Origin of the sequence: Hyphomonas johnsonii MHS-2, assembly GCF_000685275.1 — a bacterium.
GTDB classification, from domain to species: domain Bacteria; phylum Pseudomonadota; class Alphaproteobacteria; order Caulobacterales; family Hyphomonadaceae; genus Hyphomonas; species Hyphomonas johnsonii.
Map to the genome: position 1 here is coordinate 19,234 of NZ_ARYK01000006.1, position 22,182 is coordinate 41,415.

Genomic DNA, 22,182 nt, shown 5'->3' on the forward strand with positions numbered 1-22,182 from the left:
GCGACCAAGGTGTGGCTATTTGCTTCACCAAATTGTCAGACTTGCTCACTCACGCCCGCCCGATTTCCTGCTATAAGACGGCACGATGAGTCTGTGGACACGACTGCTAGAGGGCGGCAACCGCCCGTTTGAACCGGATTCGCTGCCCGAACCCGCGACCGGGGATATCGATTGTGCTCCGGATCCAAACGATGTCGGTTTTACCGCGGCAGTGGTCGGCCTCGGCGCCAAGCTCGCGATGGCGGATGGTGCCGTCACGGACCAGGAGATCATGGTGTTTTCACGTGTCTTCCGGGCGGCGCCTGAAGATGCGGACAATGTGCGACGCGTGTTCAATATCGCCCGTCAGACAGTACGCGGATATGAAAGCTATGCGCGCCGGATCGGCCGAAAATACAGGAGTCGCCCGTGCCTGCTGGAAGGCGTGCTGGATGGCCTGTTCCAGATTGCCGGTGCCGACGGCGTGATCACCGACGCGGAAATGGTGTTTCTCAGAAATGTCAGCGAAGCGTTCGGGTTCAGCGAGGCGACATTCCGGCGCATCAGGGCAAGCCATCTCGGGCCGGACCGGGACGATCCGTATCATATTCTCGGTGTCCCGCATGATGCGGAGTTCAAGTCGATTCGGGCCGCCTATCGCCAATTGATGTCGGATAATCACCCCGACCGCGTGGTGCAGATGGGCGCCCCACGGGAATTTGAAGACGCCGCACACGCAAAGGCTGCTGCAATCACGGCCGCCTATGCCCAAATACGTACAGAACGTGGCCTTTTGGTGCGTCCGGACTAGGCGAGCTGCGTTCCGGCACGAATCCAGCAGGGATGCGCATTGACGCCCCGCAATCATGCCGCCATCTTGAAAGGTGAGACGAGGACAAGCCATGACACAGAACGCGACCGGCCACCTGCATTTCAACCTGTCAGACGCTTTGCGCGGTGCTGTCGGTCTTTTTGTCCGGCTGATGATCGGGATGCTGCTGGTCATGACGGCGGGCATTGTCGCCGTGATGACGGCGATAGCCGGCCTGATGCTGGCGGGTGCCGCGCTGGTGATGCGCTTTGCCGGAAGTCCTCGTGCCCACGGGCGCACGACGCGTCCGGCGCAGGATGACGGCCCTGTGACACTGGATGCCCGGCGCACACCGCGCGGCTGGACAGTCGAGTAGCACCTGCTTCCACACTTCGAATACCAGACCTGACCGCTGGGCAGCGTGTGAGGCATGCCGCATGCGTTTCTCTTGACACGAATGCGTTACATATGTAACGAACAGGCTACGCCAATTGCGGAGCCTGCATCATGTCCCAGCCTAACCCGTCCGAACTCGCTGTCCTGAAACACCTCTGGTCGAGTGGCCCGCAGAGTGCGCGTGAGGTGCACGACGCTGTCGGTCCGGGGCAGGCCTGGAAGGCCTCGACCACACGCACGATCATCAATCGCCTTGAAGACAAGGGTTGGGTTGTTCGCCGCGATGTCCATGGCCTTGCCGTCTACGACGCGGCGCTTGACCGGACCCGGACGCTGGGCGGCCTGGTGCGCCACTTCGCGCGGCAGGTGCTCGACATGAGCGGCCCGCTGCCGGCTGCCCTGTTCGCGGAGAGTCCGCACCTGTCGGACGCCGAACTCGATGACCTCGATGCCATCATCAACGCGGCCGAGACACAGGATTCGGAGGGCGAGGCATGAGCATCCCGGTTCTCGTTCTCGTCTCCCTCACATGGAGCGCGCTGCTGTGGACTGCGGCCAGCCTGCTCTGTCGCCTCCGGCCATTGCCGCACCAGGCACAGGCCATCTGGCGGGTCGCGGCCGGTATGACAGTGCTGCCATTCCTGGCCGCACTCGTCCTGCCGGGCCTGCCTGCGCGCCAGGTGGCCGATCTTCCGGACCTGCCAATGATGGAAGCCTTCGTGGTCAATTCGGGCGCTGCCACCGCTGCTTCGCCGCCAGCCGGCCTGCTGGCTGAGATGCCCTCGCTGGCGACGCTCGTTCTTGGCATGCTGCTGCTGGGGTGGGGCCTGCGGTTCGCCGCCTGGCTCCTGGGTGAAGTCCGCCTGCAGCACCTGAAGCGGGCCTCCACGGCGTCCGGCCTGAGTGCGATGCGCTGGGCCCGTTCCCTCGGCCTGAAGCATGTCCCTGAAATTCGCCTGATCCCGGCCGGTTCACCCTTCGTCGCGGGTCTTGCCCGCCCGGTCATCTACCTTCCCCAGGGCATCAGGTCCTCGGCCGACGTGGACCAGGTGATTGCGCATGAGTGCGTGCACCTGAAGCGCGGCGACCTGGTCACCAGGCCCGTCGAGCGTCTCGTCTCCGATGTCTTCTGGTTTTCGCCTTTCGCCTGGGGCATGCGCGGCGCGCTCGACTATTGGCGGGAGGCCGTCGTCGATGCCGGGGCCAGCCGCCTCACCGGCGACCGTATCGCCTATGCCCGCGCCCTCACCCTTGTCGCTCGCCTGTCCCGTCCCGTGGTCGCCCTTCCGGTGGCCGCCTTCATCCTGCCTCGCAAAGGAAGCCTCAAAATGCGCCTGACCCACCTGCTGCACGACACGCCCCGCCAGCCGAAACGCCTTGCTGCCGCCGCTGCGCTGGCGCTTGTCCTCGCCGTGCCTGTCGCGCTGGCACAGGGCATGTTGATGAAGGATGCGCCCATCGCGCAGACCGCGCATTATTCTCACGCGGTCCTCGACAAGGCCAAGCTGACCAGCCGGTTCGGCACGCGCGTCCACCCGATCACGAAACAGCCCCGCATGCACAACGGGATCGATCTGGCTGAAGAAGAGGGCAAACCGATCTATGCCCCCGCGGATGGCGAGGTCCTGTTCGCCGACATGAAGGATGATTATGGCAACCTCGTTGAATTGCGCGTGGCCGCCGACACACGCCTGCGCTTCGGCCAGATGTCCGTGATCGATGTCAGCGACGGGCAGCAGGTCAAGGCCGGCGACGTAATCGGCCGGATCGGCCAGTCGGGCACGGCAACCGGCCCGCACCTGCATTTCGAAGTCTGGCACGGTGACCGTCCGGAAGACCCGGAAGCAGAGCCGGGCCTGGTGCTCGCTGACGTGCTGAAGGAAATGGCACCGCGCTCGACCGGGCCTGCCCCAGCCGCACCTGCACCTCAAGTCCAACCCGCAGCGGCACCTGCCAATGCGCCGACGGCGATGCCTGATGCCTGCGCCGCTCTGGACACATGGTTCCGAGATACACCGACACCTGACAGCTGGGCCGCGCGCCTGGACGAGGCAAGGATCGCGAATGCCACGCTCGGGCTCGAAATTTCGCCCAAGGCCTTCAATCCTGAGACGACCGCTTATCCGAAACCCATCTATCCTCGTGCGGCTGCCGCTTCGAAAAAATCGGGTTTCTGCCAGGTGCTTTTTGATATTGGCCCTGACGGGCATCCGGTGAACGCTGAAGCCAATTGTTCCGACCCGGTCTTCGTTGAATCCGCAAGGGCCATGCCGGATGCGGAATTCGTCCCCGCGGAAGTCGATGGCAAGGCGGTCACACTCAGCGGTGTGATCTATCCCCTGCAGTATTGCATCGAGTAGTGGCGCCTAGCGGTCGAACAGTTTCGAGACGCTTTCTTCATTGGCGATGCGGCGGATCGCTTCGCCCAGCAGCGGGGCGATCGGCAGGATGCGAATGGATTTCGATTTCAACGCCGATGCCGATGGCTGGATCGTGTCGGTCATCACCAGCTCGTCCAGAACCGAGGTTTCGATGCGATTGACGGCGTCGCCCGACAGGACGCCGTGCGTGACATAGGCCGACACCGAAGTCGCGCCATGTTGCTTCAGCGCCGCCGCGGCGTTCGCCAGCGTGCCGCCACTGTCGCACATGTCGTCAAGCATGATGCAGCGGGCGCCTTTGACGTCGCCGATGATGTTCATGACTTCCGATTTGCCCGCTTCAGGGCGGCGCTTGTCGACGATGGCAAGGTCGGCATCGATCCGCTTGGCAAGCGCACGGGCCCGCACCACGCCGCCGACATCGGGCGAGACGACCACGATCTTGTCGCCGTTGAACCGCTCCTTGATGTCATCGACCATGACCGGTCCGCCGAACAGGTTGTCGGTCGGGATATCGAAGAATCCCTGGATCTGGCCGGCATGGAGATCAACTGTCAGCACGCGGTCCGCGCCAGCTGAACAGATCAGGTTTGCCACCAGTTTGGCAGAAATCGGCGTCCGGCCGTCAGTCTTCCGGTCCTGTCGCGCATAGCCGAAATAGGGGATCACGGCCGTGATGCGGCGCGCCGAGGCGCGCTTCAGGGCGTCCATGCAGATCAGCAGCTGCATCAGGTTGTCATTGGCGGGGTAGGAGGTCGACTGAATCACGAACACATCTTCGCCGCGGACGTTCTCGTCGATGCGGACGAAGATTTCCTGATCGGCAAAAGACTTTACTTCTGATCGTGTGAGACGCGTGTCGAGATAGTCGGCAATGGCTTCGGAAAGCGGCCGGTTTGCGTTGCACGATAGAAGTTTCATGGTCTCGTAACCCCTGGCTGCCCGGCACTCGTGTCGCTTTTGTAACAAAGCCCCGCGAGTCGCAACCGGCAAACACCGTCATGCGCACCTGCGGGCCGGAACAACACGTGCGCGCGTCGAATCGGCAACACTTTCGCGACGGTTTGTCCCGGTCGCCTCAGCCGGTCAGCATGATGACCGAGCCGTTGCGGCCATAATCCGGCTCTCCGCGATGGTTGCGGCGGCGATTGGAAAAATACGTATCTTCCATGGCGCACGTGTCATGGCCGATATCCGTGATCTGTCCGATGCCTGATGCGTCGAGCCGCTGGCGGGCAAAGCCCGGCAGGTCGAACTGGAACCGGTCACCCTTGCCCGGAAGGAACAGGAGCTCGCTGCCGGCGGACTGCGCCATGAATGTGTCGCGGAATTCCGGACCGACTTCATAACTCGCCTGGCCGATTGTCGGTCCGATCGCGGCCTGGATGCGGGTTCGCTCGGCGCCGAGCCGGACCATCGCTTCAACCGTCTTTTCAAGGACGCCCGCAAGCGCGCCTTTCCAGCCGGCATGCGCTGCGCCAATAATTCCCGCGCCGCCATCGGCGAACAGGACGGGCGTGCAGTCAGCGGTCAGGATGCACAGGCCGATGCCCGGCACATCCGTCACCATGGCGTCGGCCTGCGGGCGCACCGTCCAGGGCGTCTGGACCGGCACGACACTGGCGGAGTGGACCTGGTAGCATGACAGCAGGTGGTCCGCGCCGAGCGTGGCCGCCAGCAGCGTGCGGTTGCGGGCAATGTTGGACGGCCTGTCGCCCGATCCCTCGCCGACATTCAGGCTGTCATAGAGTCCGGTCGAGACACCGCCCCTGCGCCCGAAAAAGCCGTGCGCCACGCCGGACAGCTTCGACAGGACCGGGCTGGATTCGAACGGAATGCCGCCCTTCATGCGTCAGGCTCCCCAGCTGTCTTGCGGGCCGGCACCGGCAGGCTGCAGACGTCCAGCACCTGCGGCGGCGTGTGAACGAACGCGTCGATACTGGCATAGTCGCGCTTCGACGTTTTCAACGCCTCCCATTCGGTGCCCGGTGTGGCCATGACCTGGTAAGTCGGCCGGTCTGATTCGGGCAGGTCGGCAGCGAGCGACACGGACACTATCTGGTTGCCACCAAGGCGCACGGCGCGGGCAGCGAAGGCCGCCTCCGCGACGGCCGGGTCCGTATCGAAGAAGGCGGGAATGGCATCCTCGTCAACCGGATCGACGCGCTTCAGCCGATGGATATTGTCCATGCCGGCAATCACACGGCCGAAGACAGTGTAATTGCGATCAAGGTAGCGCCGGGGGGCGAGCGGGATGAAGAATTCGATAGAGCCCGAGTCCGGCGCGGCGTTGCGGGCCATGCCGAGTGCGCCGGGACAATTGAGCAGCCATTCCTGATTGCCTTCGCGGCCGGCGGCAAAGCCGTTCCGATGGCCTGCCGTGGCGGCGAACAGGTCGGCATTGCCGAGCGGGGCGAAGCCCGCTCGTGGCGCGGTGCGTTCCGCTTCGAGTGGCAGGGTCGGCCAGTCGCCAAGGCGCTGGTCGAATTCAAGGCCCGCCTGCGCCACATGGCCTTCGACCACGCGGTAGAAATATTCGCCGTCAAACACGCCAGACCGGACTGCCGCCCGGAACTGCCCGGCATGGCGCGGAGCTGCCTCCGTTGCGAGTTCGATGGCGACCATGCCGGTCTTTGTTTCGAGCAGGACCAGGTTTTCGGGTGCGACGGTCCGCCAGTTGGCGACGGGGACAGGGGCGTCATGGGCCTGAGGCGCGCTGGCGCAGCCAGCCAGTGCCAATGCCGCAGCAGCGATCCCGATGCGTGCTCTCATCAATTCTCTCCCGCGACTCACCACTGGCGCAGGTTTGCCTTGCCTGCTAAGCGCCTGCGCCATGTACCAGATAACTGCAAAGGGCGCACGGGCGCCGGTTGAATTGGCATGGGACGCCCTGGCCTGGGCCGATCCATCGCCTGCGGGTGCCGTCGACGCCAAGGAAGACGGCCGCCTCGCCTGGCGCCTCGATGCTTTTTGCGAAACGCAGGAAGAGGCCGAACTCTGCGCCGAGATGATCCACGAGGCGGCACCGGAACTGACGGCGCGCATCGAGGAGCTTCAGGATCGCGACTGGGTGACGCTGTCGCTGGAAGGCCTTCCGCCGGTTGCGGCCGGGCCGTTCATCGTGGCCGGCAGCCATGCGCTGGCCAAGACCGCCCCCGGCAAGATCGCTGTCCTGATCGAGGCTGGTCCTGCGTTTGGCACTGGTCATCACGGCACGACGCTCGGCTGCCTGCTGGCGCTGGATGAAGTGCGTCGCCGCCATGCCATCGGCAAGGTGCTGGACCTCGGCACCGGCTCGGGTGTGCTGGCGATTGCCGCGATGAAGGCGGGCGGGACATCTGCCATCGGCACGGACATCGATTTCGACAGCGTGCGCGTCGCCAATGAGAACGCAGCCAAGAACCATGTCACCGGTTTCACCGCCCTGCATGTCACCGGCGCCAACACGCCCCGCATCCGGCAGGGCGGGCCGTATGATACGGTCTTCGCCAACATCCTGATGAAGCCGCTGATCGGCCTTGCCCCCACCATCGCGCCCCTCACAGCGCCGGGCGGGACGATCATCCTGTCAGGCCTGTTGCATCACCAGGCCGGGCCCGTGCGCAATGCGTTTGCGTCGCGGGGGTTGAGCTTCCAGCGCCGCATCAAGCAGGACGGCTGGTCGACGCTGGTATTCCGGAAGCCGGACTCCGTTCAGGCATAGGCGATCCGACGGGCCCAGCGCGCGGCGCGGCGTTCCAGGATGCGGGGGCGATGCATGTCCCGATGGGCCGGGATGCCTTGCGACTGGCCCATCAGGTGATTGAGCTGGGCGCCGGGCACCACATTTTGAATGATCATTTCGCCCGCAGGCGCCGTTTCGATGTGCTTTTTCATAACTCTGTTCCAAATTTATTGTGCAGTGCACAATTTCTCGCGTGCCCTGCATATGGCTGCCAGAAGTAAACAAACGAGTACGGCATTTGGGCGCACTGCATGCGAAATTGCATAGCATCGATGTGCCTTTCCATGACCGCGCTGCAGCGGTAAGACTGCTGGCATGAGACAGACATTTGACATCAAGGGTGGGCCGCAGGACGGCCGGACCCATTTGCCGCTCCTCCGCAAGGAGCTTTCCGCCATGAACCTCGACGGCTTCTACGTGCCGCACGATGATGAGTACCAGAACGAGTACCTGCCGGACGCTAACGAGCGCCTCGCCTGGGTCAGCGGGTTTACCGGCTCGTTCGGCAATGCGTTCGTGTTTACCGACCGGGCGGTGATCTTCGCCGATGGACGCTACACGTTGCAGGCGGCCGACCAGACCGATCCGGACCTGTTCGAGCGGCTGGCGATTCCCGAGCCGGGCGCCTTCGGCTGGCTGAAGACGCAGGACATGGCCGGCAAGACGATCGGCTATGACCCGAAACTGATGAGCCCGAATGAAGTGACGCAGCTGAAGGCCGCCGCCACTGCTGCTGGCGCCAACCTCGTCGCTGTCGCCGAGAACCCGATCGACCGGGCCTGGAAAGGCCGCCCGGAGCAGCCGTCGGCGCCTGTGGTTCCGCATGGCGTTGCCTTTGCCGGGGTGGAGCATGCCGAAAAGCGCGCGCGTATCGGTGAAGCCCTGAAAGCCGAAAAGGCGGATGCCGCGGTCATTACCTCGCCGGCCTCCGTCGCCTGGGCGTTCAATATCCGGGGCGGTGATGTCAGCTGCACGCCACTGCCGCTCGGCCGCGCCATCCTGCGCGCCGATGGCTCGGCGGATCTCTTCCTCGACGAAGCCAAGGTCAGCGACGAATTGCGATCGCACCTCGGCAATGGCGTCACGTTGCGGCCGCTGTCGCAGCTTGAAACGGCTCTGGCCGACCTGAAGGGAAAGACCGTCAGCGTCGACCCGGACGTGGCATCTGCCTGGTTCTTCGACACGCTGGAAGCGGCGGGCGCGAAGGTTCTGGCGCAACGTGACCCGGTTGCGCTGCCGAAGGCCTGCAAGAACGCGGCGGAGATCGCCGGCACGACCGCCGCCCATATCCGCGATGGCGTGGCGCTGACCAAATTCCTCCACTGGCTGGATACCGAGGCACAGAGCGGCAAGGTCACGGAAATTGAAGCCGCCATGAAACTGGAAGCGTTCCGCGAGGAATATTCCGGGCTGAACGACCTGTCCTTTCCGACGATTTCCGGCGCGGGCCCGCATGGCGCCCTACCGCATTACCGTGTCTCGACGGCCTCCAACCGTGTGCTGGAGCGTGACTCGCTGTTCCTCGTGGATTCCGGCGGTCAGTATCTCGACGGCACCACCGATGTGACGCGCACCGTGCCGATCGGCACGGCCAGCGATGACATGCGCAGGCATTATACGCTGGTACTGAAGGGTCATATCGCGCTCGCCGCCGTGCGTTTCCCGCACGGGACCACAGGCACGCATCTCGACATTCTCGCGCGCCATGCGCTGTGGCAGGCAGGGCTTGATTACCAGCACGGCACCGGTCACGGCGTCGGCGTCTATCTCGGCGTCCACGAGGGCCCTCACCGCATCGCGAAGGCATGGAATGCAGTGCCGCTGGCGCCGGGCATGATCGTGTCGAACGAGCCGGGCTATTACCGCGAAGGCCAATACGGCATCCGTATCGAGAACCTGCAATATATCACCCCGCCGGCGCCCATTCCGGGCGGCGAGATCGACATGATGGGCTTCGAATGCCTGACCTGGGCCCCCCTGGCACGGGACCTGATCCGCGTGGACCTCCTGTCGCAACAGGAGCGGGACTGGGTCAACGCCTATCATGCGCGCGTTCGGGACATCTTGGCGGACAAGCTTGAGGGCGACGTGAAAGCCTGGCTGGAGACGGCCTGCGAGCCGCTCTAGCAACAGGCGCTGCCGCGTTAACGAAAAACCGTATTGTTCCTGTTTTGTTCTAGTGGTATGGGAGAGGCATGATCCTCTCCCTGTCCATCCGCAATTTCGTTCTGATTGACCGTCTCGACATCGATGCGGGCAGTGGGCTTACGGCACTGACCGGTGAAACCGGGGCAGGCAAGTCCATCATCCTTGACGCGCTCTCGCTGGCGCTGGGTGCGGCGGCGGACCGGTCGCTGATCCGGGCCGGAGCAGACCAGGCGAGCGTCGCCGTCGAGTTCGACCTGCCACCGCACCACCCGGCATGGGATGTCCTGAAGGACCAGGGCATCGCCGCGCAACTCGACGAGGCGCTGACCCTGAAACGCGTCCTGCGCGCGACCGGTCCGGCGCGGTCCTTCGTGAATGACCAGGCCGTCAGTGCTGGCCTCCTGGCGGAGATCGGCGAACTGGTCGTCGAGATCCATGGCCAGCACGCGGCATCCGGCCTGATGCGGCCGTCGACGCACCGGCGCCTGCTCGACCAGTTCGCGGGTAATGACGCATTGCTCGCGGCATGTGCGGCGGCGTTCAGCACGTTCCAGGAGGCTGAGGCGCGCCGCGACCAGCTGGAAACGGACCAGGCGCAGGCGATCGAGGCCCGTGAATGGCTCGAAATGGCCGTGGAGGAAATCAGCCGCCTTGCCCCCGTGGCCGGCGAGGCGACTGAACTTGCAGGCCTGCGCACGCGGCTGATGCAGTCTGAACGCGTCACCGAAGCGGTGGCAGAAGCCGAGACGGCGCTCGAAGCAGCGTCAATCGAGACGGTGCTTGCAAAAGTGTCACGGGCGATGGAGCGTATCTGCCGGCTGCCTGGCTTCGAAGCGTCAACCGATGCCCTGCCGGTGGCGGCACGGACAGCGGCGGAGGCGGTCGAGCGGGCCCTGATCGAGACGCGCGAAGCGTCTGCCTGCGTGTCAGCGCTCGAACGCCTGATCGATCATGACACGGACGCGCTCGATGCGGCCGAAGCGCGGCTGTTCGCGCTGCGTGCCCTCGCCCGCAAGCATGTGACCGAGCCGGAACTGCTGCCCGACTTGCTTGTCAGCCTGCGCGGCAAGCTCGATCTCGCGGAAGCGGGCGAGGACGCCCTGCTGAAGGCGCGCAAGGATGCTGCGCGGGCCCTGGCGCACTGGCACCAGGTGGCGCAAACTCTCACGGCGGCGCGGGTGTCGGCAGCCCGCCGCCTCGAAACCGTGATTGCAGGCGAACTGGCACCGCTGAAGCTGGGGCGGGCGACAATCCGCATCGCGGTGGAGCCCCTGGCGGAGGGGGAAGGGGGTGCCAATGGCGCTGACCGCGTGGAATTCGAGGCCGAGACGAATGCGGGCAGCGGGTTCGGGCCGCTTCGCAAGATTGCGTCCGGCGGCGAGCTTGCGCGGTTCTCTCTGGCGCTCAAATGTGCGCTCGCTGAAGCCGGTGTGGCCCCGACCCTGATTTTCGACGAGGTCGACCAGGGTGTCGGCGGATCTGTCGCCGCCGCCATCGGCGAACGGCTGGTGCGGCTGGCGCGTGCGCGGCAGGTCTTTGCCGTGACCCACAGCCCGCAGGTGGCCGCCTCTGCCGCCACCCAGTGGCTCGTGGAGAAGGACCATGATCAAGGGTCTGGCGGGACGCGCGTTCGCGGGCTAGATGACAGCGCAAGGCAGGAAGAAATTGCCCGAATGCTCTCTGGCGCCGAGGTCACCGAAGAGGCCCGGGCCGCTGCAGGGAGGTTGCTGGAGGATGCATGAGCAAGCCGGACCCTGTCGAAGCGCTGACACCGCAGCAAGCCGAGGAAGAGCTTGCGCGCCTCGCCGAGGCCATCCGGGCGGCTGACGAGGCCTATTACCGCAATGACGCACCTGACCTGACGGACGCCGATTATGATGCGCTACGGCAGCGCAACCTGGCGATCGAGGCGCGATTCCCGAACCTCAAGCGTGATGACAGTCCCTCCATACAGGTGGGTGCCGCTCCGGGCGAAGGGTTCGCCAAGGCCGCCCACGGCGCGCCCATGCTGTCGCTCGACAATGCCTTTTCGGACGAGGATGTCGCGGACTTCGTCGGCAGGATTCGCCGTTTCCTCGGTCTGGGTGAGGATGAGCCGGTCGTGATTACGGCAGAGCCGAAGATAGATGGCCTGTCACTCAGCCTGACATACGAGAAGGGACGGCTCGTCCGGGCGGCGACGCGGGGCGATGGCCAGGTCGGTGAAGACGTTACCGCGAATGCCCGGACGCTGGAGGACATTCCCGGGACGCTTGGCGGCCGGGGCTGGCCTGACAGCATCGAGGTGCGCGGTGAAGTCTATATGAGCCACGCCGATTTCGCGGCGCTGAATGCGCGCGAATCCGAGGCCGGCCGGAAGGTTTTCGCCAATCCGCGCAATGCTGCGGCAGGCAGCCTGCGCCAACTCGATGTCGAGATCACGAAATCCCGTCCACTCAAGTTTTTCGCCTATGCCTGGGCTGCGGCAAGCGCCCCCTTCGCAGACACGCAGACCGGCGCCGTGGCTGAATTCGCCAGCTGGGGCTTCGCCGTGAACCCGCACATGTCGTGCCACGAGACCGTGGACGGCCTGCTGGCGGCCTATCGGACGCTCGAGGCGGAACGTGCCAGCCTTGGCTATGATATTGATGGTGTCGTCTACAAGGTCGACCGGCTCGACTGGCAGGCCCGGCTTGGCTTTGTCAGTCGTGCGCCGCGTTGGGCGATTGCGCACAAGTTCCCGGCCGAGAAGGCGACGACGGTGTTGGAAGGCATCGATATACAGGTCGGGCGGACGGGGTCGCTGACGCCTGTGGCGCGCCTGGCGCCGGTGACGGTTGGCGGTGTGGTCGTGTCGAATGCCACGCTCCACAATGAAGACGAAATCGCGCGCCTTGGGGTCAAGGTGGGCGATACGGTCGAGATCCAGCGGGCAGGCGACGTCATCCCGCAAGTATTGCGTGTGGTCGCTGATGGCGGCGGGGCGCCTTTCAAGATGCCGGACGTCTGTCCCGTGTGTGGGTCTGCTGCGGTGCGGGATGTCGACGAGAAGGGGGAGTCGGATGTCCGGCGCCGGTGCACCGGGGGACTGGTGTGCCCGGCCCAGGCTGTCGAGCGGCTTCGGCACTTCGTTTCGCGCAAGGCCCTCGACATTGACGGGCTTGGCGCCAGGCAGGTCCAGTTGTTCTATGACAAGGGTGTCGTCCATGCACCGCAGGACATTTTCCGGCTGACGGCCAGGATCGCCGAGGCCGGCCTGCCGCCATTGGCGGAATGGGAGGGGTTCGGGCCGGCATCGGCAGCGAAACTGGTCGCCGCGATTGACGCACGCCGACATGTCCCGTTCGCGCGGTTCCTGAACGGGCTTGGCATCCGGCATGTCGGCCAGACGACCGCGAACCAGTTTGCCCGGCATTTCCTGTCCTGGCAGGCGTTCTGGACCGCCGTCACGGACGCGGCGCAGGGCGGCCCTGAAAGCGAGGGCTATGGCGAACTGATGAATATTGACGGGATTGGCGGCGCGGCGGTGGGGTCGCTTTGCGCTTTCATCGCGGAGCCCCACAATACCGAGATGCTGGCAGCCCTGTTGTCAGAGCTGTCGGTCGACGACGAGGTGCCGGCAGCCAGCGACAGCCCCGTGGCGGGAAAAACGGTGGTGTTCACCGGCACGCTGGAACGCATGACGCGCGACGAGGCCAAGGCACGTGCCAGCGCACTGGGCGCGAAAGTCTCGGGATCGGTATCAGCGAAGACCGACATCCTGGTGGCCGGTCCCGGCGCCGGGTCCAAGCTGGCGAAAGCGGAATCGCTCGGCGTCAGAACATTGACGGAAGACGAATGGCTGGCGCTGATCGACGGCGCCTGAGGCGCTATTTGCCGCCGGGCAGCATACGCTGCAGCAGTGTGCGGCGTGTTTCAGGCGTGAGCGCTTCGGGATCAAGGCCCTGTTTCGTGAGCAGCCGGTAGCTCATCTTGTACCAGTCGCTCTGCGGGTAGTTGTAGCCGAGCGTCGAACCGGCCGCGAGCGCCTGGTCGCGCAGGCCAAGCGTCAGGTAGGATTCGACCAACCGGTGCAGGGCTTCCGGCGTGTGCGATGTCGTATCATACGTGGTCACGACCGTGCGGAACCGGTTGACGGCGGCCAGTGTCTGGTTGGAGCGCAGGTACCAGCGTCCGATTTCCATCTCCTTGCCGGCGAGCTGGTCCTTGACCATGTCAATCTTCAGGCTGGCGTCGCGGGCATACGGGCTTTCGGGAAAGCGGCGTGTGACGTCCCGCAGCGCGTTGAGGGCAAGTTCCGTTGTCTTCTGGTCGCGGCCGATATCAACGATCTGGTCGAAATAGCTGACGGCGATCAGGTAATAGGCATAGTCGGCTTCCGAGCCGCCCGGGTGCAGGCCGAGATACCGCTGGGCCGCCGAGATGGCCTCGTCATAGTCGTGGGCCTTGTAGGACGCGAAAGCGGTCATCACCATCGATTTGCGCGCCCATTCCGAATAGGGGTGCTGGCGCTCGACTTCGTTGAACATGAGGATCGCGCGCGGATAATTCCGCTTGTCCAGTTCGGTGGCGGCCTGATTGTATATCTGTTCGACCGGGCGCTCGACATAGGCAAGCTCCTGGCGCCGCTTGTTCGCCGACTGACAGGCTGTCAGCGCGACAAGGCAGGTAATGATCACGAGACCGGAGAGGGGCTTTCGAAGGGACATGACGAAGCGGAGCTTTCTGCTGTGAATCTCAGCCTTTTGCATAGCCCGAACAGGGCCGCAATTCCAAGGAAGATTGTCAGGCGGGTCCGATCAGACTGCCGCGCTGGCGCGCAGGTCGGGCTGGCGTAGTGTGCCAGCGTCGCTTTCCCAGCACCAGACTGACGGCGTGGCCAGCAGCTTTCGCACCAGCGCGTTGTTCAGCGCGTGGCCGGGCTGGACAGCGTCATAATTGCCGGCAATCGGTGCGCCCGCGAGCATCAGGTCGCCAACCGCGTCCAGCATCTTGTGCCGCACGAACTCGTCTTCGGCCCGCAAGCCTTCGGGGTTCATGACGGCGCCATTGTCGAGCACAACGGCATTGTCGAGCGAGCCGCCGCGCGCCAGGCCGATCGCGCGCAGCATGTCGACATCGCGTGCAAAACCATAGGTGCGGGCGAAGGCGAGGTCGCGGGCGAACATGCCGGGCGCAAGGCGCACCGCCATCTGCTGCACCCCGATCACGTCATCATCATATTCGATCCGGGCCCGAAGGGTGAGCAATGTGTCAGGGGAGGGGGACAGCGACGCGCGTTTCGGACCGTCAACAATCTCAATCCGCTCGAGCATGCGAATCCGCTTGCGGGGGGCCGATTGCACTTTCAGCCCTGCCTGCAGCAGCAATTCGCAGAATACGGCGGACGAACCGTCCATGATCGGGACTTCCGGCCCGTCGATTTCGATCAGCAGATTGTCGATGCCCATGCCTGCGAGGGCTGCCATGAGGTGTTCGACGACAGCAACAGACACGCCCGCTTCGTTTGTCAGCGTCGTGCCGAGCCGCGTATCGGACACGCTTTCGGCATGTGCGGGGATCAGGGTGCTGGAGGCCTCGACGTCGGTGCGGCGGAAAACAACGCCCGTTCCGACTGGCGCGGGCTTGAGCACCAGCCGGGCTTTTTCCCCGCTGTGCACGCCGATACCCGCGCAAACCGCGGGGCGCTCAATCGTCTGCTGCATCTGGACGTCACTCAACACATCAACCCTCCGGCTCAGGAACGTAATCTGGATGGGTTGAGGGAAGATAACAAAACACGCCTTGTTTCGGCGTGTTACAAAAAGGCCGTGACGGTTGTCACGGCCTTGTTAAATAAAGTAATTTTTAGAAACATTCGCCACGGTCCGAGGCGCATTTAATTCAGTTCGTTCAGTGGTTGGCCGACCGGCGCAGGAAGGCCGGGATTTCAAGGTCGGCATCATCGAACGGCGCGGCTTCGGGATGGTCGTCCGGCGAGGAGATGATCTGGGCCGGAACGGCGGCGTCGGGCGTGTCATCGTTCTCGCCCTGCGGGCTGCGGCGCCATCCGAAAAGATGGGAAAATCCCGACGATCCATGCTCTGGGCGGGCGCGGTCCGTCGAGGGAGCCTCCTTGCGGGAACCGAAGATGACGTCTGCGGAGACTTCGTCTTCGCCCTGCGCGCCGGCATAGTGATCGGCGGGCAGCGGCTGGCCGGCAAAATCCGAGCGTGGATCGCTTTCCCCGGTGCGCAGCGGCGATGCGGATCCGGTGACCACGAGCGGACGCTCGTCGCCTTCGGCTTCCAGGGTGTCTTCGCTTTCGGCAATCGGTTCGGCGATCGGCTGGCGGACCGTTTCCTGGACCGGGCTGGCCGGTGCCAGCGCGTGCTGGCCGGATTCGATGCCTGCCGCGACGACGGAGACGCGGATCTTGCCCTCAAGCTCGCTGTCAAAGGCCGAACCAAGGATGATATTGGCATCCGGGTCGATTTCCCGACGGATTTCGTTGGCCGCCTCGTCCAGTTCGAACAGGGTCATGTCATAGCCGCCGGTGATATTGATCAGGACGCCCTTGGCGCCTTTGAGGCTGATATCATCGAGCAGCGGATTATCGATCGCCTGGCGGGCGGCTTCCAGCGCGCGGTTTTCACCTTCGGCTTCACCCATGCCCATCATTGCCGTTCCCATGCCGCGCATGATCGACCCGACGTCGGCGAAGTCGAGATTGATCAGGCCGGGCATCACCATCAGGTCGGTAATGCCGCGCACGCCGGAATACAGCACGTCATCCGCCATGCGGAAGGCTTCGGCAAATGTCGTGCGGTCATTTGCAATGCGGAACAGGTTCTGGTTGGGGACGACGATCATCGTGTCGACATGGTCGCGGATATCCGCGAGGCCAAGGTCGGCCAGCGCCATGCGGCGAGCGCCTTCAAAGCCGAAAGGCTTGGTAACGACAGCGACCGTCAGGATGCCCATTTCGCGGGCCGTGCGGGCAATCACTGGCGCAGCGCCTGTGCCGGTACCACCGCCCATTCCGGCGGCGATGAACACCATATGGGCGCCTTCGAGGTATTCCTTTATCTCTGCGATCGACTCTTCGGCCGCCTTTGCGCCCACTTCGGGGCGGGCGCCGGCGCCGAGGCCGGCAGTCGTTTCCGGGCCAAGCTGGATGCGCAGTTCGGTCTTCGAGCGGAAGAGGGCCTGGGCGTCGGTATTGGCGACGATGAACTCCACGCCCTGCAGGTTCGCTTCGATCATGTTGTCGACCGCGTTACCGCCGGCGCCGCCAACTCCGAAGACGAGGATCCTGGGCTTCAGTTCATGTGTCATTCGCGTACCTCAATCTACCTGCTTGGAACCAACCTGAACGTCACCATGGCCTCTTCCGGCTAAGGGACAGTTAAGTGCAGGCAGGTGGCGTCAGAAATTTTCTTTCAGCCAATGGAACGCCTTGTTCACAACGCCGCTGCCCGTCTCGGTCCCGTATTCCTTCAGTGCAACGCCCGACCGGGCGACATCCACAAATCCAAGTTCACCATACAGTAGCAGACCCGAAGCTGTAGAAAAAGCTGGTGTTCCCAGTGTCTCGCCGAGAAATTCAGCGATCGTCGGGCGGCCCAGGCGCACTGGCGCGTTCAAAACGCGCGCAGCGACGTCGCGCACGCCCGAAAGCTGGCTGGCGCCGCCTGTCAGCACCACGCGGCGTGGCAGTACGGAGCGTACACCGCTCGCATTCAGACTTTTTTGCACATATTCGAAGATTTCCTCGATGCGCGGGGCGATGATGTCCGCGATGGCGCCCTTTTCCATCTTCATGCCCTGCAGACGGCCGTCATCGCCGAGGCGCGGGGCCTCGATCCGTTCTGCCAGGCCGGGGCCTTCGAGGTTTGCCGTGCCGTACACTGTCTTCAGGCGCTCGGCAGCGGCGAACGTCGTGCCGATGCCTTGCGCGATGTCTGCGGTCACATGCGTGCCGCCCGCCGGTACAAGGCCAAGCCAGGCCGGGGAGCCGTTGAGGTAGACCGAAACGGCCGTCACGCCGGCGCCCATGTCGATACAGATGGCGCCGTTCTCGATTTCGTCATCGATCAGCGTGCCTGCCCCACTGGCGATGGAGGAGGGGACCAGGGCGGACACGCCGAGATGGGCCCGGCCCACGCATTCGACGAGATTCTTCACCATCGGGCGCGGCGCAGTGACCACGGACAGCAGAATTCCGGCGCGGTCTGCGAACATGCCAGCGGGCTGGCGCACGCCTTCCTGCTGGTCGACGCGATAGGCAACCGGCCAGGCGGCGAGAATGTCGGCGCCCTTGGTCGGCACCTTGGAAAGGGCGAGCGCCTGCAGGCGCTTGACGTCCTTGTGGGTGATTTCGTGGCCGCCAATGTCGATGGCAGCGGTCACCAGCGTGCATTCGAGCCGGGGACCGGTGATGCCAAGGATGACTTCGCTGATCTGTTCACCGGCTTCGCGTTCGGCATCTTCCACGGCGAGGCGGATCGAGCGCTCGAGGCCTTCCATGTCCGAAATTGCGCCGCCCGTGAATCCGCGCGACTGCTGGCGGCCGCCGCCGAGGATCTGGAACCGGCGGGGACCGGACCCGTCATTGCGACCGATCAGGCAGGTGATCTTGGAACACCCGATATCGAGCGTGGCCACCGTGCCGGTACGCCGGCTTCCGCCCAGGGCGCTGCGTCGGGACTGGACATTGGCCATCAGCTGCGCGCGGCCTCCGCAATCTTGCGGGCGCCGGTCGATGGCGACAGGTAGACACGGCCCTTGTTGCGCAGGTCGATCATTTTCAGCGGGCGCTGCATCAGCGCTGTGCGCGTCTGCAAGGTGGCAAGGCGGGTCAGGGATGTTTCGAGCGCGTCATCCTCGGGAAGGCGCACGGTCGCGCCGCTGATCAGCCTGATGTCCCAGCGCCGGTCGGCGACACGGGTGGCAACGGCCATCCGCGACGCGACATCGGGTGTGTTTGCGAGCGCCTTGACCAGCGCGGGGGCCGCTTTTGGCGCACCGGTGCCGGCGAGGCGGACGAGGGTCTTGTGATCATCGGCGCGGGCGTCCGGCAGGATCCGGCCGAGGCCGTCAACCACGGTCCATTCCTTGCCGTCATGCCAGAGCGCCACCGGCTCTGCGGCGTCTGCAATGATCACGATCTGGCCGGGCCAGAGGCGGTGGACACGCACGTTCAGCACTTTACGGGTCGCTTCGACGCGGCGGCGGATCAGCTTGGGGTCGGCGCGGAACATGTTCTCGCCGGGCTCGATCATGGCGGCGGCACGAACGTCTTCGGCCAGCGCCGGGTTCTGCTCGAGGCCGAGCACGGAGACGTCATTGACGGAGACACCTGCCATGCGGGCCGTGTCGTCCATGAAGCCGCCGAAACGGGTTTCGATCTGCGACAGCGATCCGCCCATCCAGGCAGCCGTGGCGACAACGATGGCGATCAGCATGACCAGTCCGAACAGCACGGACGAGACACGGATTTCCTCGCCCGTCGCCTCGTCGACGATGGTGGCGGGGCGGCGGCGCGAACGCGAGGGGACAGACTTGTTCCGGCTTACCTTTGGCATGAGGCATCCTCGATCATCCAGGCGACAAGCGCTTCGAAGGACATGCCAACGAAAGCGGCCTGTTCGGGGACAAGCGAGGTGGGCGTCATGCCGGGCTGGGTATTTGTTTCCAGGATCACGAGGCGGTCTCTCTTGTCGTCATAGCGAAAATCGGATCGCGTCGCGCCCCGGCATCCGAGCGCCTGATGTGCCCTGAGAGCTGCGTCCATCGCGGCTTCAGTCACATGCGCAGGCAGGTCTGCCGGGATCACATGCTGCGATCCACCGGCCTGATATTTGGCATCAAAATCGTAATAGTCCCTTAAGGTCGTGATCTCCGTGACAGCGAGTGCACGATCACCGAGCACACCCACCGTCAGCTCGCGCCCCGGGATGAACTCCTCCGCCATGAGATTGTCGCCATAGTGCCAGCTGGGCCCCAGCAATTCTTGCGGCGGGCTGTTGGCGCCTTCGCGCACGATCAGCACGCCGAAGCTTGACCCCTCCGCGACGGGTTTGACCACATAGGGCGGCTTGAGCGGGTGGCTCGCGGCCGCTTCGGCGCGGGTGACACGCCTGTCGGCAGCGATCGGCAGGCCCGCGTCGCGATAGACGGCCTTCGACTTCAGCTTGTCCATGGCCAGCGCCGACGCCAGAACGCCGGAATGGGAATAGGGCAGGCCCATGACTTCGAGCAGGCCCTGCACGCAGCCATCCTCTCCCCACGGGCCATGCAGCCCGTTCAGAACGGTATCGGGTGCAGCCTCGGTGAGTTGCAGGGACAGATCGCGGCCAGCATCGATTTCGACCACGTCGTAACCGGCAGCAACAGCAGCCCTGGCCATCTGCTTGCCGGAGGACAGCGAGACCTCGCGTTCGGACGACCAGCCTCCGTAAATCACCGCTACGCGTTTCATGGCCGGTCCCTTTCCACTTTGGGCGCGATACGTGCCCGTCTCTAATGGCCTTTGTCTTAACAAAGCGGCGTGAGTCAGGCGAAACCGGATCTTGTACGTGTTCAAGTTACGAAAAAGTCACTGAAGCATTATTGCCAATTAGTGACTACATGTGTAGTCGTTTTGTATCGAAAGACGATGAAAGTGACGGTTACCTCCGTTGTTTTCCCAAAAAGAAAATTGCATGAGGAAGCGCCCGCATGATCCATCGCGTCCCGTTCTGCATGTCGGTTCTGCTGGTGTTTTCAGTACAGAATGCTTTTGCAGCCGACCTGGCAATCGCTGTCGATTCATCCGCTCGAAATGAATACAAGGCAGCGGATTTCGCGCAGTTTGCTCCGCGTACCGCGCTTGATATCGTTCGGCGCATTCCCGGCTTTTCGATTGACAGCGGCGACAGCGGATCGCGCGGATTCGGGCAGGCGACGGGCAATATCCTGATAAATGGGCAACGGGTTTCGGGTAAATCGAATGACGCCGAAGCGGTGCTTGGCCGCATCTCGACATCCAATGTCGACAAGATCGAAGTCCTCGACGGCACGGCGCTCGGCATTCCCGGCCTGTCCGGTCAGGTCGTCAACGTCACGACAAGGGATTCCGGCGGCGTTTCGGGCACGTGGAGATGGAAGGTGCGCAGCAGGGAGAACATGCGCCCCACCTACAATGATGCCGGCGTGACCGTGTCGGGCCAGAAAGGCGCGCTGAGCTGGGCGGTTGAGGCCGCGAGCGCGCCGGAACGCGGGGCCAGTGCCGGGCCCGAGAGAGTCACGGATGGTGCAGGCGACGTGATCGAGACGCGAAAGGAAGACTACACACATGAAGCAGAGGCCGGATCGCTTTCCGGATCGCTCGCATGGACTCCGGCCAGCGGTACAGTGGCGAACCTGAGCGCGGAATTTGCAGCCTACCAACCGGAAGACAAGGAAGTTGCGAAGCTGTTCCCAGTGGGCAGCGCGGTCGGTCGTCGCCTATTTCAGGGCTCTGAAGATGAAACGACCGCCGAAGTCGGAGCGGACTATGAATTCGGCTTCGGACCGGGCCGCCTGAAGGCGATCGCCCTGGTCCGTCGGGAAAACAGCCCGACCGTTGACCATGTCGTGCGCGGCAACCTGGATGGGACGGGCCTTTCGGAATCCGTATTCGAACGGACTGTCGACGAGGGAGAGTATATCCTTCGCGGTGAATACGCGTGGGTGCCGTCGGCAGGCCGGGACTGGCAGGTCTCTCTTGAAGGCGCCTTCAACTTCCTGGATGCGGAATCGGCGCTGTTCCGTGCAATCGGCGGCGCGCCGCTGGTGGAAGTGGCCCTGCCGAACGCCAACTCACGCGTCGAGGAGCAGCGCGGAGAAGTGTCTGTCACGCATGGCCGGGCGCTTTCTCCGCGCCTCAACCTGCAGGTTTCGCTGGGCGTGGAAATGTCGGAACTGTCCCAGTCGGGCGACGCTGAAAACGTGCGGACATTCACGCGCCCGAAGGGGTTTGCCAGCCTGTCATGGCAGGTCGACCCAACCATTCAACTGGTCACGCGGCTGGACCGGGAGGTCGGCCAGCTCGATTTCTTCGACTTCGTTTCATCGGTGAACCTGAACCAGGGCAATGGCAGTGAGGGCAATTCCGAGATCGTACCCGAGCAAGCCTGGAAGCTGAGCGTCACAGCCGAGAAGGACTTCAAGGACTGGGGTGCAGCGACGCTGACCGTGTTTGGATCGGATATTGAAGACCTTGTCGACCGGATCCCGATCGGGACAGGCGATGGGCCGGGCAATATCGATTCGGCCTGGCGTGTCGGCGTGGACCTGGATGCCACGGTCAAGTTCGCCAAGCTTGGGTTGCCAGGAACCGAGCTGACTTTTGGCGGTGAATGGCGCGAATCCCGTGTCGAAGACCCCCTGACCGGGATCGAGCGCGCGTTCAATGGCAGCACCCTCTATTACCTCGACGCAGAGCTGCGCCGTGACATTCCTCAGACGGATTGGGCGCTCGGCGTCTATCTGGAATCGTACAATGGCAATCCCGAATACACACTCAACGAGCGCTTCCATTCAGGCAGCCAGCCGCCTTTTTCGTATGCCTATGTCGAGCACAAGGACTTGCTGGGCCTGACGGGGAAACTGGTTGTTGCCAACATCCTCGACCAGCATGACTGGCTGCGCAGGGATATTTACCAGCCCAACCGGCTCGGCCCGATTGTCATCTCTGAATCCCGGACCCGCCATTTCGGGCCGATTGTCACGTTTGAACTGAGCGGCACGTTCTGACGCCT

General features: G+C 64.0%; 19 protein-coding genes. 9 read left to right on the forward strand and 10 right to left on the reverse strand.

Annotated elements, in window-relative coordinates; all coding sequences use genetic code 11:
* Positions 1 to 85: 85 nt before the first annotated feature.
* The 4 genes from HJO_RS12310 (at position 86) to HJO_RS17815 (ending at position 3,546) form a co-directional block, all read left to right on the forward strand.
* Positions 86 to 790, forward strand: coding sequence for a molecular chaperone DjiA (locus HJO_RS12310; RefSeq protein WP_035617305.1), 705 nt, complete (start codon positions 86 to 88; stop codon positions 788 to 790).
* A 91-nt stretch (positions 791 to 881) separates the two neighbouring features.
* Entirely contained in the window at positions 882 to 1,166 is a 285-nt protein-coding gene (locus tag HJO_RS12315; RefSeq protein ID WP_035617307.1) for a hypothetical protein, read from the forward strand.
* Positions 1,167 to 1,297: 131 nt separating this feature from the next.
* Positions 1,298 to 1,684: a BlaI/MecI/CopY family transcriptional regulator gene (locus HJO_RS12320; protein ID WP_035617309.1), complete on the forward strand. Its 387-nt coding sequence runs from the start codon at positions 1,298 to 1,300 to the stop codon at positions 1,682 to 1,684.
* Positions 1,681 to 3,546 carry a peptidoglycan DD-metalloendopeptidase family protein gene (locus tag HJO_RS17815; protein ID WP_051618557.1) on the forward strand — a complete coding sequence of 622 codons (1,866 nt, stop codon included), beginning with the start codon at positions 1,681 to 1,683 and terminating at the stop codon, positions 3,544 to 3,546. Before HJO_RS12320 ends, HJO_RS17815 begins: the two co-directional genes overlap by 4 nt.
* 6 nt (positions 3,547 to 3,552) lie before the next feature.
* Here the strand turns inward: HJO_RS17815 and HJO_RS12330 are convergent, their stop codons facing one another.
* The 3 genes from HJO_RS12330 to HJO_RS12340 form a co-directional block, all read right to left on the reverse strand.
* A complete protein-coding gene (locus HJO_RS12330; protein WP_035617311.1) occupies positions 3,553 to 4,488 on the reverse strand; it encodes a ribose-phosphate pyrophosphokinase in 936 nt (311 codons plus the stop codon).
* A 157-nt stretch (positions 4,489 to 4,645) separates the two neighbouring features.
* A complete protein-coding gene (gene pgeF / locus HJO_RS12335) occupies positions 4,646 to 5,416 on the reverse strand; it encodes a peptidoglycan editing factor PgeF (protein ID WP_035617313.1) in 771 nt (256 codons plus the stop codon).
* Positions 5,413 to 6,339 carry a peptidylprolyl isomerase gene (locus HJO_RS12340; RefSeq protein WP_162173829.1) on the reverse strand — a complete coding sequence of 309 codons (927 nt, stop codon included), beginning with the start codon at positions 6,337 to 6,339 and terminating at the stop codon, positions 5,413 to 5,415. The genes pgeF and HJO_RS12340 overlap by 4 nt, the downstream gene beginning before the upstream one ends.
* A 61-nt stretch (positions 6,340 to 6,400) precedes the next feature.
* On the opposite strand from HJO_RS12340, the gene HJO_RS12345 reads away from it, so the two are divergent.
* Entirely contained in the window at positions 6,401 to 7,270 is an 870-nt protein-coding gene (locus tag HJO_RS12345) for a 50S ribosomal protein L11 methyltransferase (RefSeq protein WP_035617315.1), read from the forward strand.
* Here HJO_RS12345 and HJO_RS12350 read toward each other — a convergent pair.
* Positions 7,261 to 7,443, reverse strand: coding sequence for a hypothetical protein (locus tag HJO_RS12350; protein WP_035617318.1), 183 nt, complete (start codon positions 7,441 to 7,443; stop codon positions 7,261 to 7,263). The genes HJO_RS12345 and HJO_RS12350 overlap by 10 nt on opposite strands.
* A gap of 163 nt (positions 7,444 to 7,606) precedes the next feature.
* Between HJO_RS12350 and HJO_RS12355 the strand changes: the two genes are divergently transcribed.
* The 3 genes from HJO_RS12355 to ligA all read left to right on the forward strand — a co-directional run bounded on the left by HJO_RS12355 (position 7,607) and on the right by ligA (position 13,283).
* Positions 7,607 to 9,418, forward strand: coding sequence for an aminopeptidase P family protein (locus HJO_RS12355; protein WP_035617320.1), 1,812 nt, complete (start codon positions 7,607 to 7,609; stop codon positions 9,416 to 9,418).
* 68 nt (positions 9,419 to 9,486) lie between these two features.
* Entirely contained in the window at positions 9,487 to 11,181 is a 1,695-nt protein-coding gene (locus HJO_RS12360; protein WP_035617321.1) for a DNA repair protein RecN, read from the forward strand.
* Positions 11,178 to 13,283: an NAD-dependent DNA ligase LigA gene (ligA, locus tag HJO_RS12365; protein ID WP_035617323.1), complete on the forward strand. Its 2,106-nt coding sequence runs from the start codon at positions 11,178 to 11,180 to the stop codon at positions 13,281 to 13,283. Before HJO_RS12360 ends, ligA begins: the two co-directional genes overlap by 4 nt.
* Positions 13,284 to 13,287: 4 nt before the next feature.
* On the opposite strand, the gene HJO_RS12370 is transcribed toward ligA, so the two are convergent.
* The 6 genes from HJO_RS12370 to HJO_RS12395 all read right to left on the reverse strand — a co-directional run bounded on the left by HJO_RS12370 (position 13,288) and on the right by HJO_RS12395 (position 19,880).
* Entirely contained in the window at positions 13,288 to 14,127 is an 840-nt protein-coding gene (locus HJO_RS12370) for an outer membrane protein assembly factor BamD (protein ID WP_035617701.1), read from the reverse strand.
* 90 nt (positions 14,128 to 14,217) lie between these two features.
* Positions 14,218 to 15,141, reverse strand: coding sequence for a UDP-3-O-acyl-N-acetylglucosamine deacetylase (gene lpxC, locus HJO_RS12375; RefSeq protein WP_422120073.1), 924 nt, complete (start codon positions 15,139 to 15,141; stop codon positions 14,218 to 14,220).
* Between the two features lie 169 nt (positions 15,142 to 15,310).
* Positions 15,311 to 16,735 (reverse strand): cell division protein FtsZ, encoded by a 1,425-nt coding sequence (gene ftsZ, locus HJO_RS12380; protein WP_035617325.1) that lies wholly within the window; start codon positions 16,733 to 16,735, stop codon positions 15,311 to 15,313.
* Between the two features lie 90 nt (positions 16,736 to 16,825).
* The gene (gene ftsA / locus HJO_RS12385; RefSeq protein WP_035617326.1) at positions 16,826 to 18,121 is read right to left on the reverse strand and encodes a cell division protein FtsA; all 1,296 of its coding nucleotides are present in this window, start codon (positions 18,119 to 18,121) and stop codon (positions 16,826 to 16,828) included.
* Positions 18,121 to 18,984, reverse strand: coding sequence for a cell division protein FtsQ/DivIB (locus tag HJO_RS17820; RefSeq protein ID WP_051618560.1), 864 nt, complete (start codon positions 18,982 to 18,984; stop codon positions 18,121 to 18,123). The genes ftsA and HJO_RS17820 overlap by 1 nt, the downstream gene beginning before the upstream one ends.
* Complete coding sequence (locus tag HJO_RS12395; protein WP_035617328.1) at positions 18,972 to 19,880, reverse strand: D-alanine--D-alanine ligase; 909 nt, start codon at positions 19,878 to 19,880, stop codon at positions 18,972 to 18,974. The genes HJO_RS17820 and HJO_RS12395 overlap by 13 nt, the downstream gene beginning before the upstream one ends.
* A 239-nt stretch (positions 19,881 to 20,119) precedes the next feature.
* Between HJO_RS12395 and HJO_RS12400 the strand changes: the two genes are divergently transcribed.
* Positions 20,120 to 22,177 (forward strand): TonB-dependent receptor plug domain-containing protein, encoded by a 2,058-nt coding sequence (locus HJO_RS12400; RefSeq protein WP_035617334.1) that lies wholly within the window; start codon positions 20,120 to 20,122, stop codon positions 22,175 to 22,177.
* Positions 22,178 to 22,182: the final 5 nt, after the last annotated feature.

Coding starts and splice junctions, on each gene's coding strand:
- HJO_RS12310 (WP_035617305.1), top strand. CDS start 86: ATGAGTCTGTGGACACGACTGCTAGAGGGCGGCAACCGCCCGTTTGAA.
- HJO_RS12315 (WP_035617307.1), top strand. CDS start 882: ATGACACAGAACGCGACCGGCCACCTGCATTTCAACCTGTCAGACGCT.
- HJO_RS12320 (WP_035617309.1), top strand. CDS start 1,298: ATGTCCCAGCCTAACCCGTCCGAACTCGCTGTCCTGAAACACCTCTGG.
- HJO_RS17815 (WP_051618557.1), top strand. CDS start 1,681: ATGAGCATCCCGGTTCTCGTTCTCGTCTCCCTCACATGGAGCGCGCTG.
- HJO_RS12330 (WP_035617311.1), bottom strand. CDS start 4,488: ATGAAACTTCTATCGTGCAACGCAAACCGGCCGCTTTCCGAAGCCATT.
- pgeF (WP_035617313.1), bottom strand. CDS start 5,416: ATGAAGGGCGGCATTCCGTTCGAATCCAGCCCGGTCCTGTCGAAGCTG.
- HJO_RS12340 (WP_162173829.1), bottom strand. CDS start 6,339: ATGAGAGCACGCATCGGGATCGCTGCTGCGGCATTGGCACTGGCTGGC.
- HJO_RS12345 (WP_035617315.1), top strand. CDS start 6,401: ATGTACCAGATAACTGCAAAGGGCGCACGGGCGCCGGTTGAATTGGCA.
- HJO_RS12350 (WP_035617318.1), bottom strand. CDS start 7,443: ATGAAAAAGCACATCGAAACGGCGCCTGCGGGCGAAATGATCATTCAA.
- HJO_RS12355 (WP_035617320.1), top strand. CDS start 7,607: ATGAGACAGACATTTGACATCAAGGGTGGGCCGCAGGACGGCCGGACC.
- HJO_RS12360 (WP_035617321.1), top strand. CDS start 9,487: ATGATCCTCTCCCTGTCCATCCGCAATTTCGTTCTGATTGACCGTCTC.
- ligA (WP_035617323.1), top strand. CDS start 11,178: ATGAGCAAGCCGGACCCTGTCGAAGCGCTGACACCGCAGCAAGCCGAG.
- HJO_RS12370 (WP_035617701.1), bottom strand. CDS start 14,127: ATGTCCCTTCGAAAGCCCCTCTCCGGTCTCGTGATCATTACCTGCCTT.
- ftsZ (WP_035617325.1), bottom strand. CDS start 16,735: ATGACACATGAACTGAAGCCCAGGATCCTCGTCTTCGGAGTTGGCGGC.
- ftsA (WP_035617326.1), bottom strand. CDS start 18,121: ATGGCCAATGTCCAGTCCCGACGCAGCGCCCTGGGCGGAAGCCGGCGT.
- HJO_RS17820 (WP_051618560.1), bottom strand. CDS start 18,984: ATGCCAAAGGTAAGCCGGAACAAGTCTGTCCCCTCGCGTTCGCGCCGC.
- HJO_RS12395 (WP_035617328.1), bottom strand. CDS start 19,880: ATGAAACGCGTAGCGGTGATTTACGGAGGCTGGTCGTCCGAACGCGAG.
- HJO_RS12400 (WP_035617334.1), top strand. CDS start 20,120: ATGATCCATCGCGTCCCGTTCTGCATGTCGGTTCTGCTGGTGTTTTCA.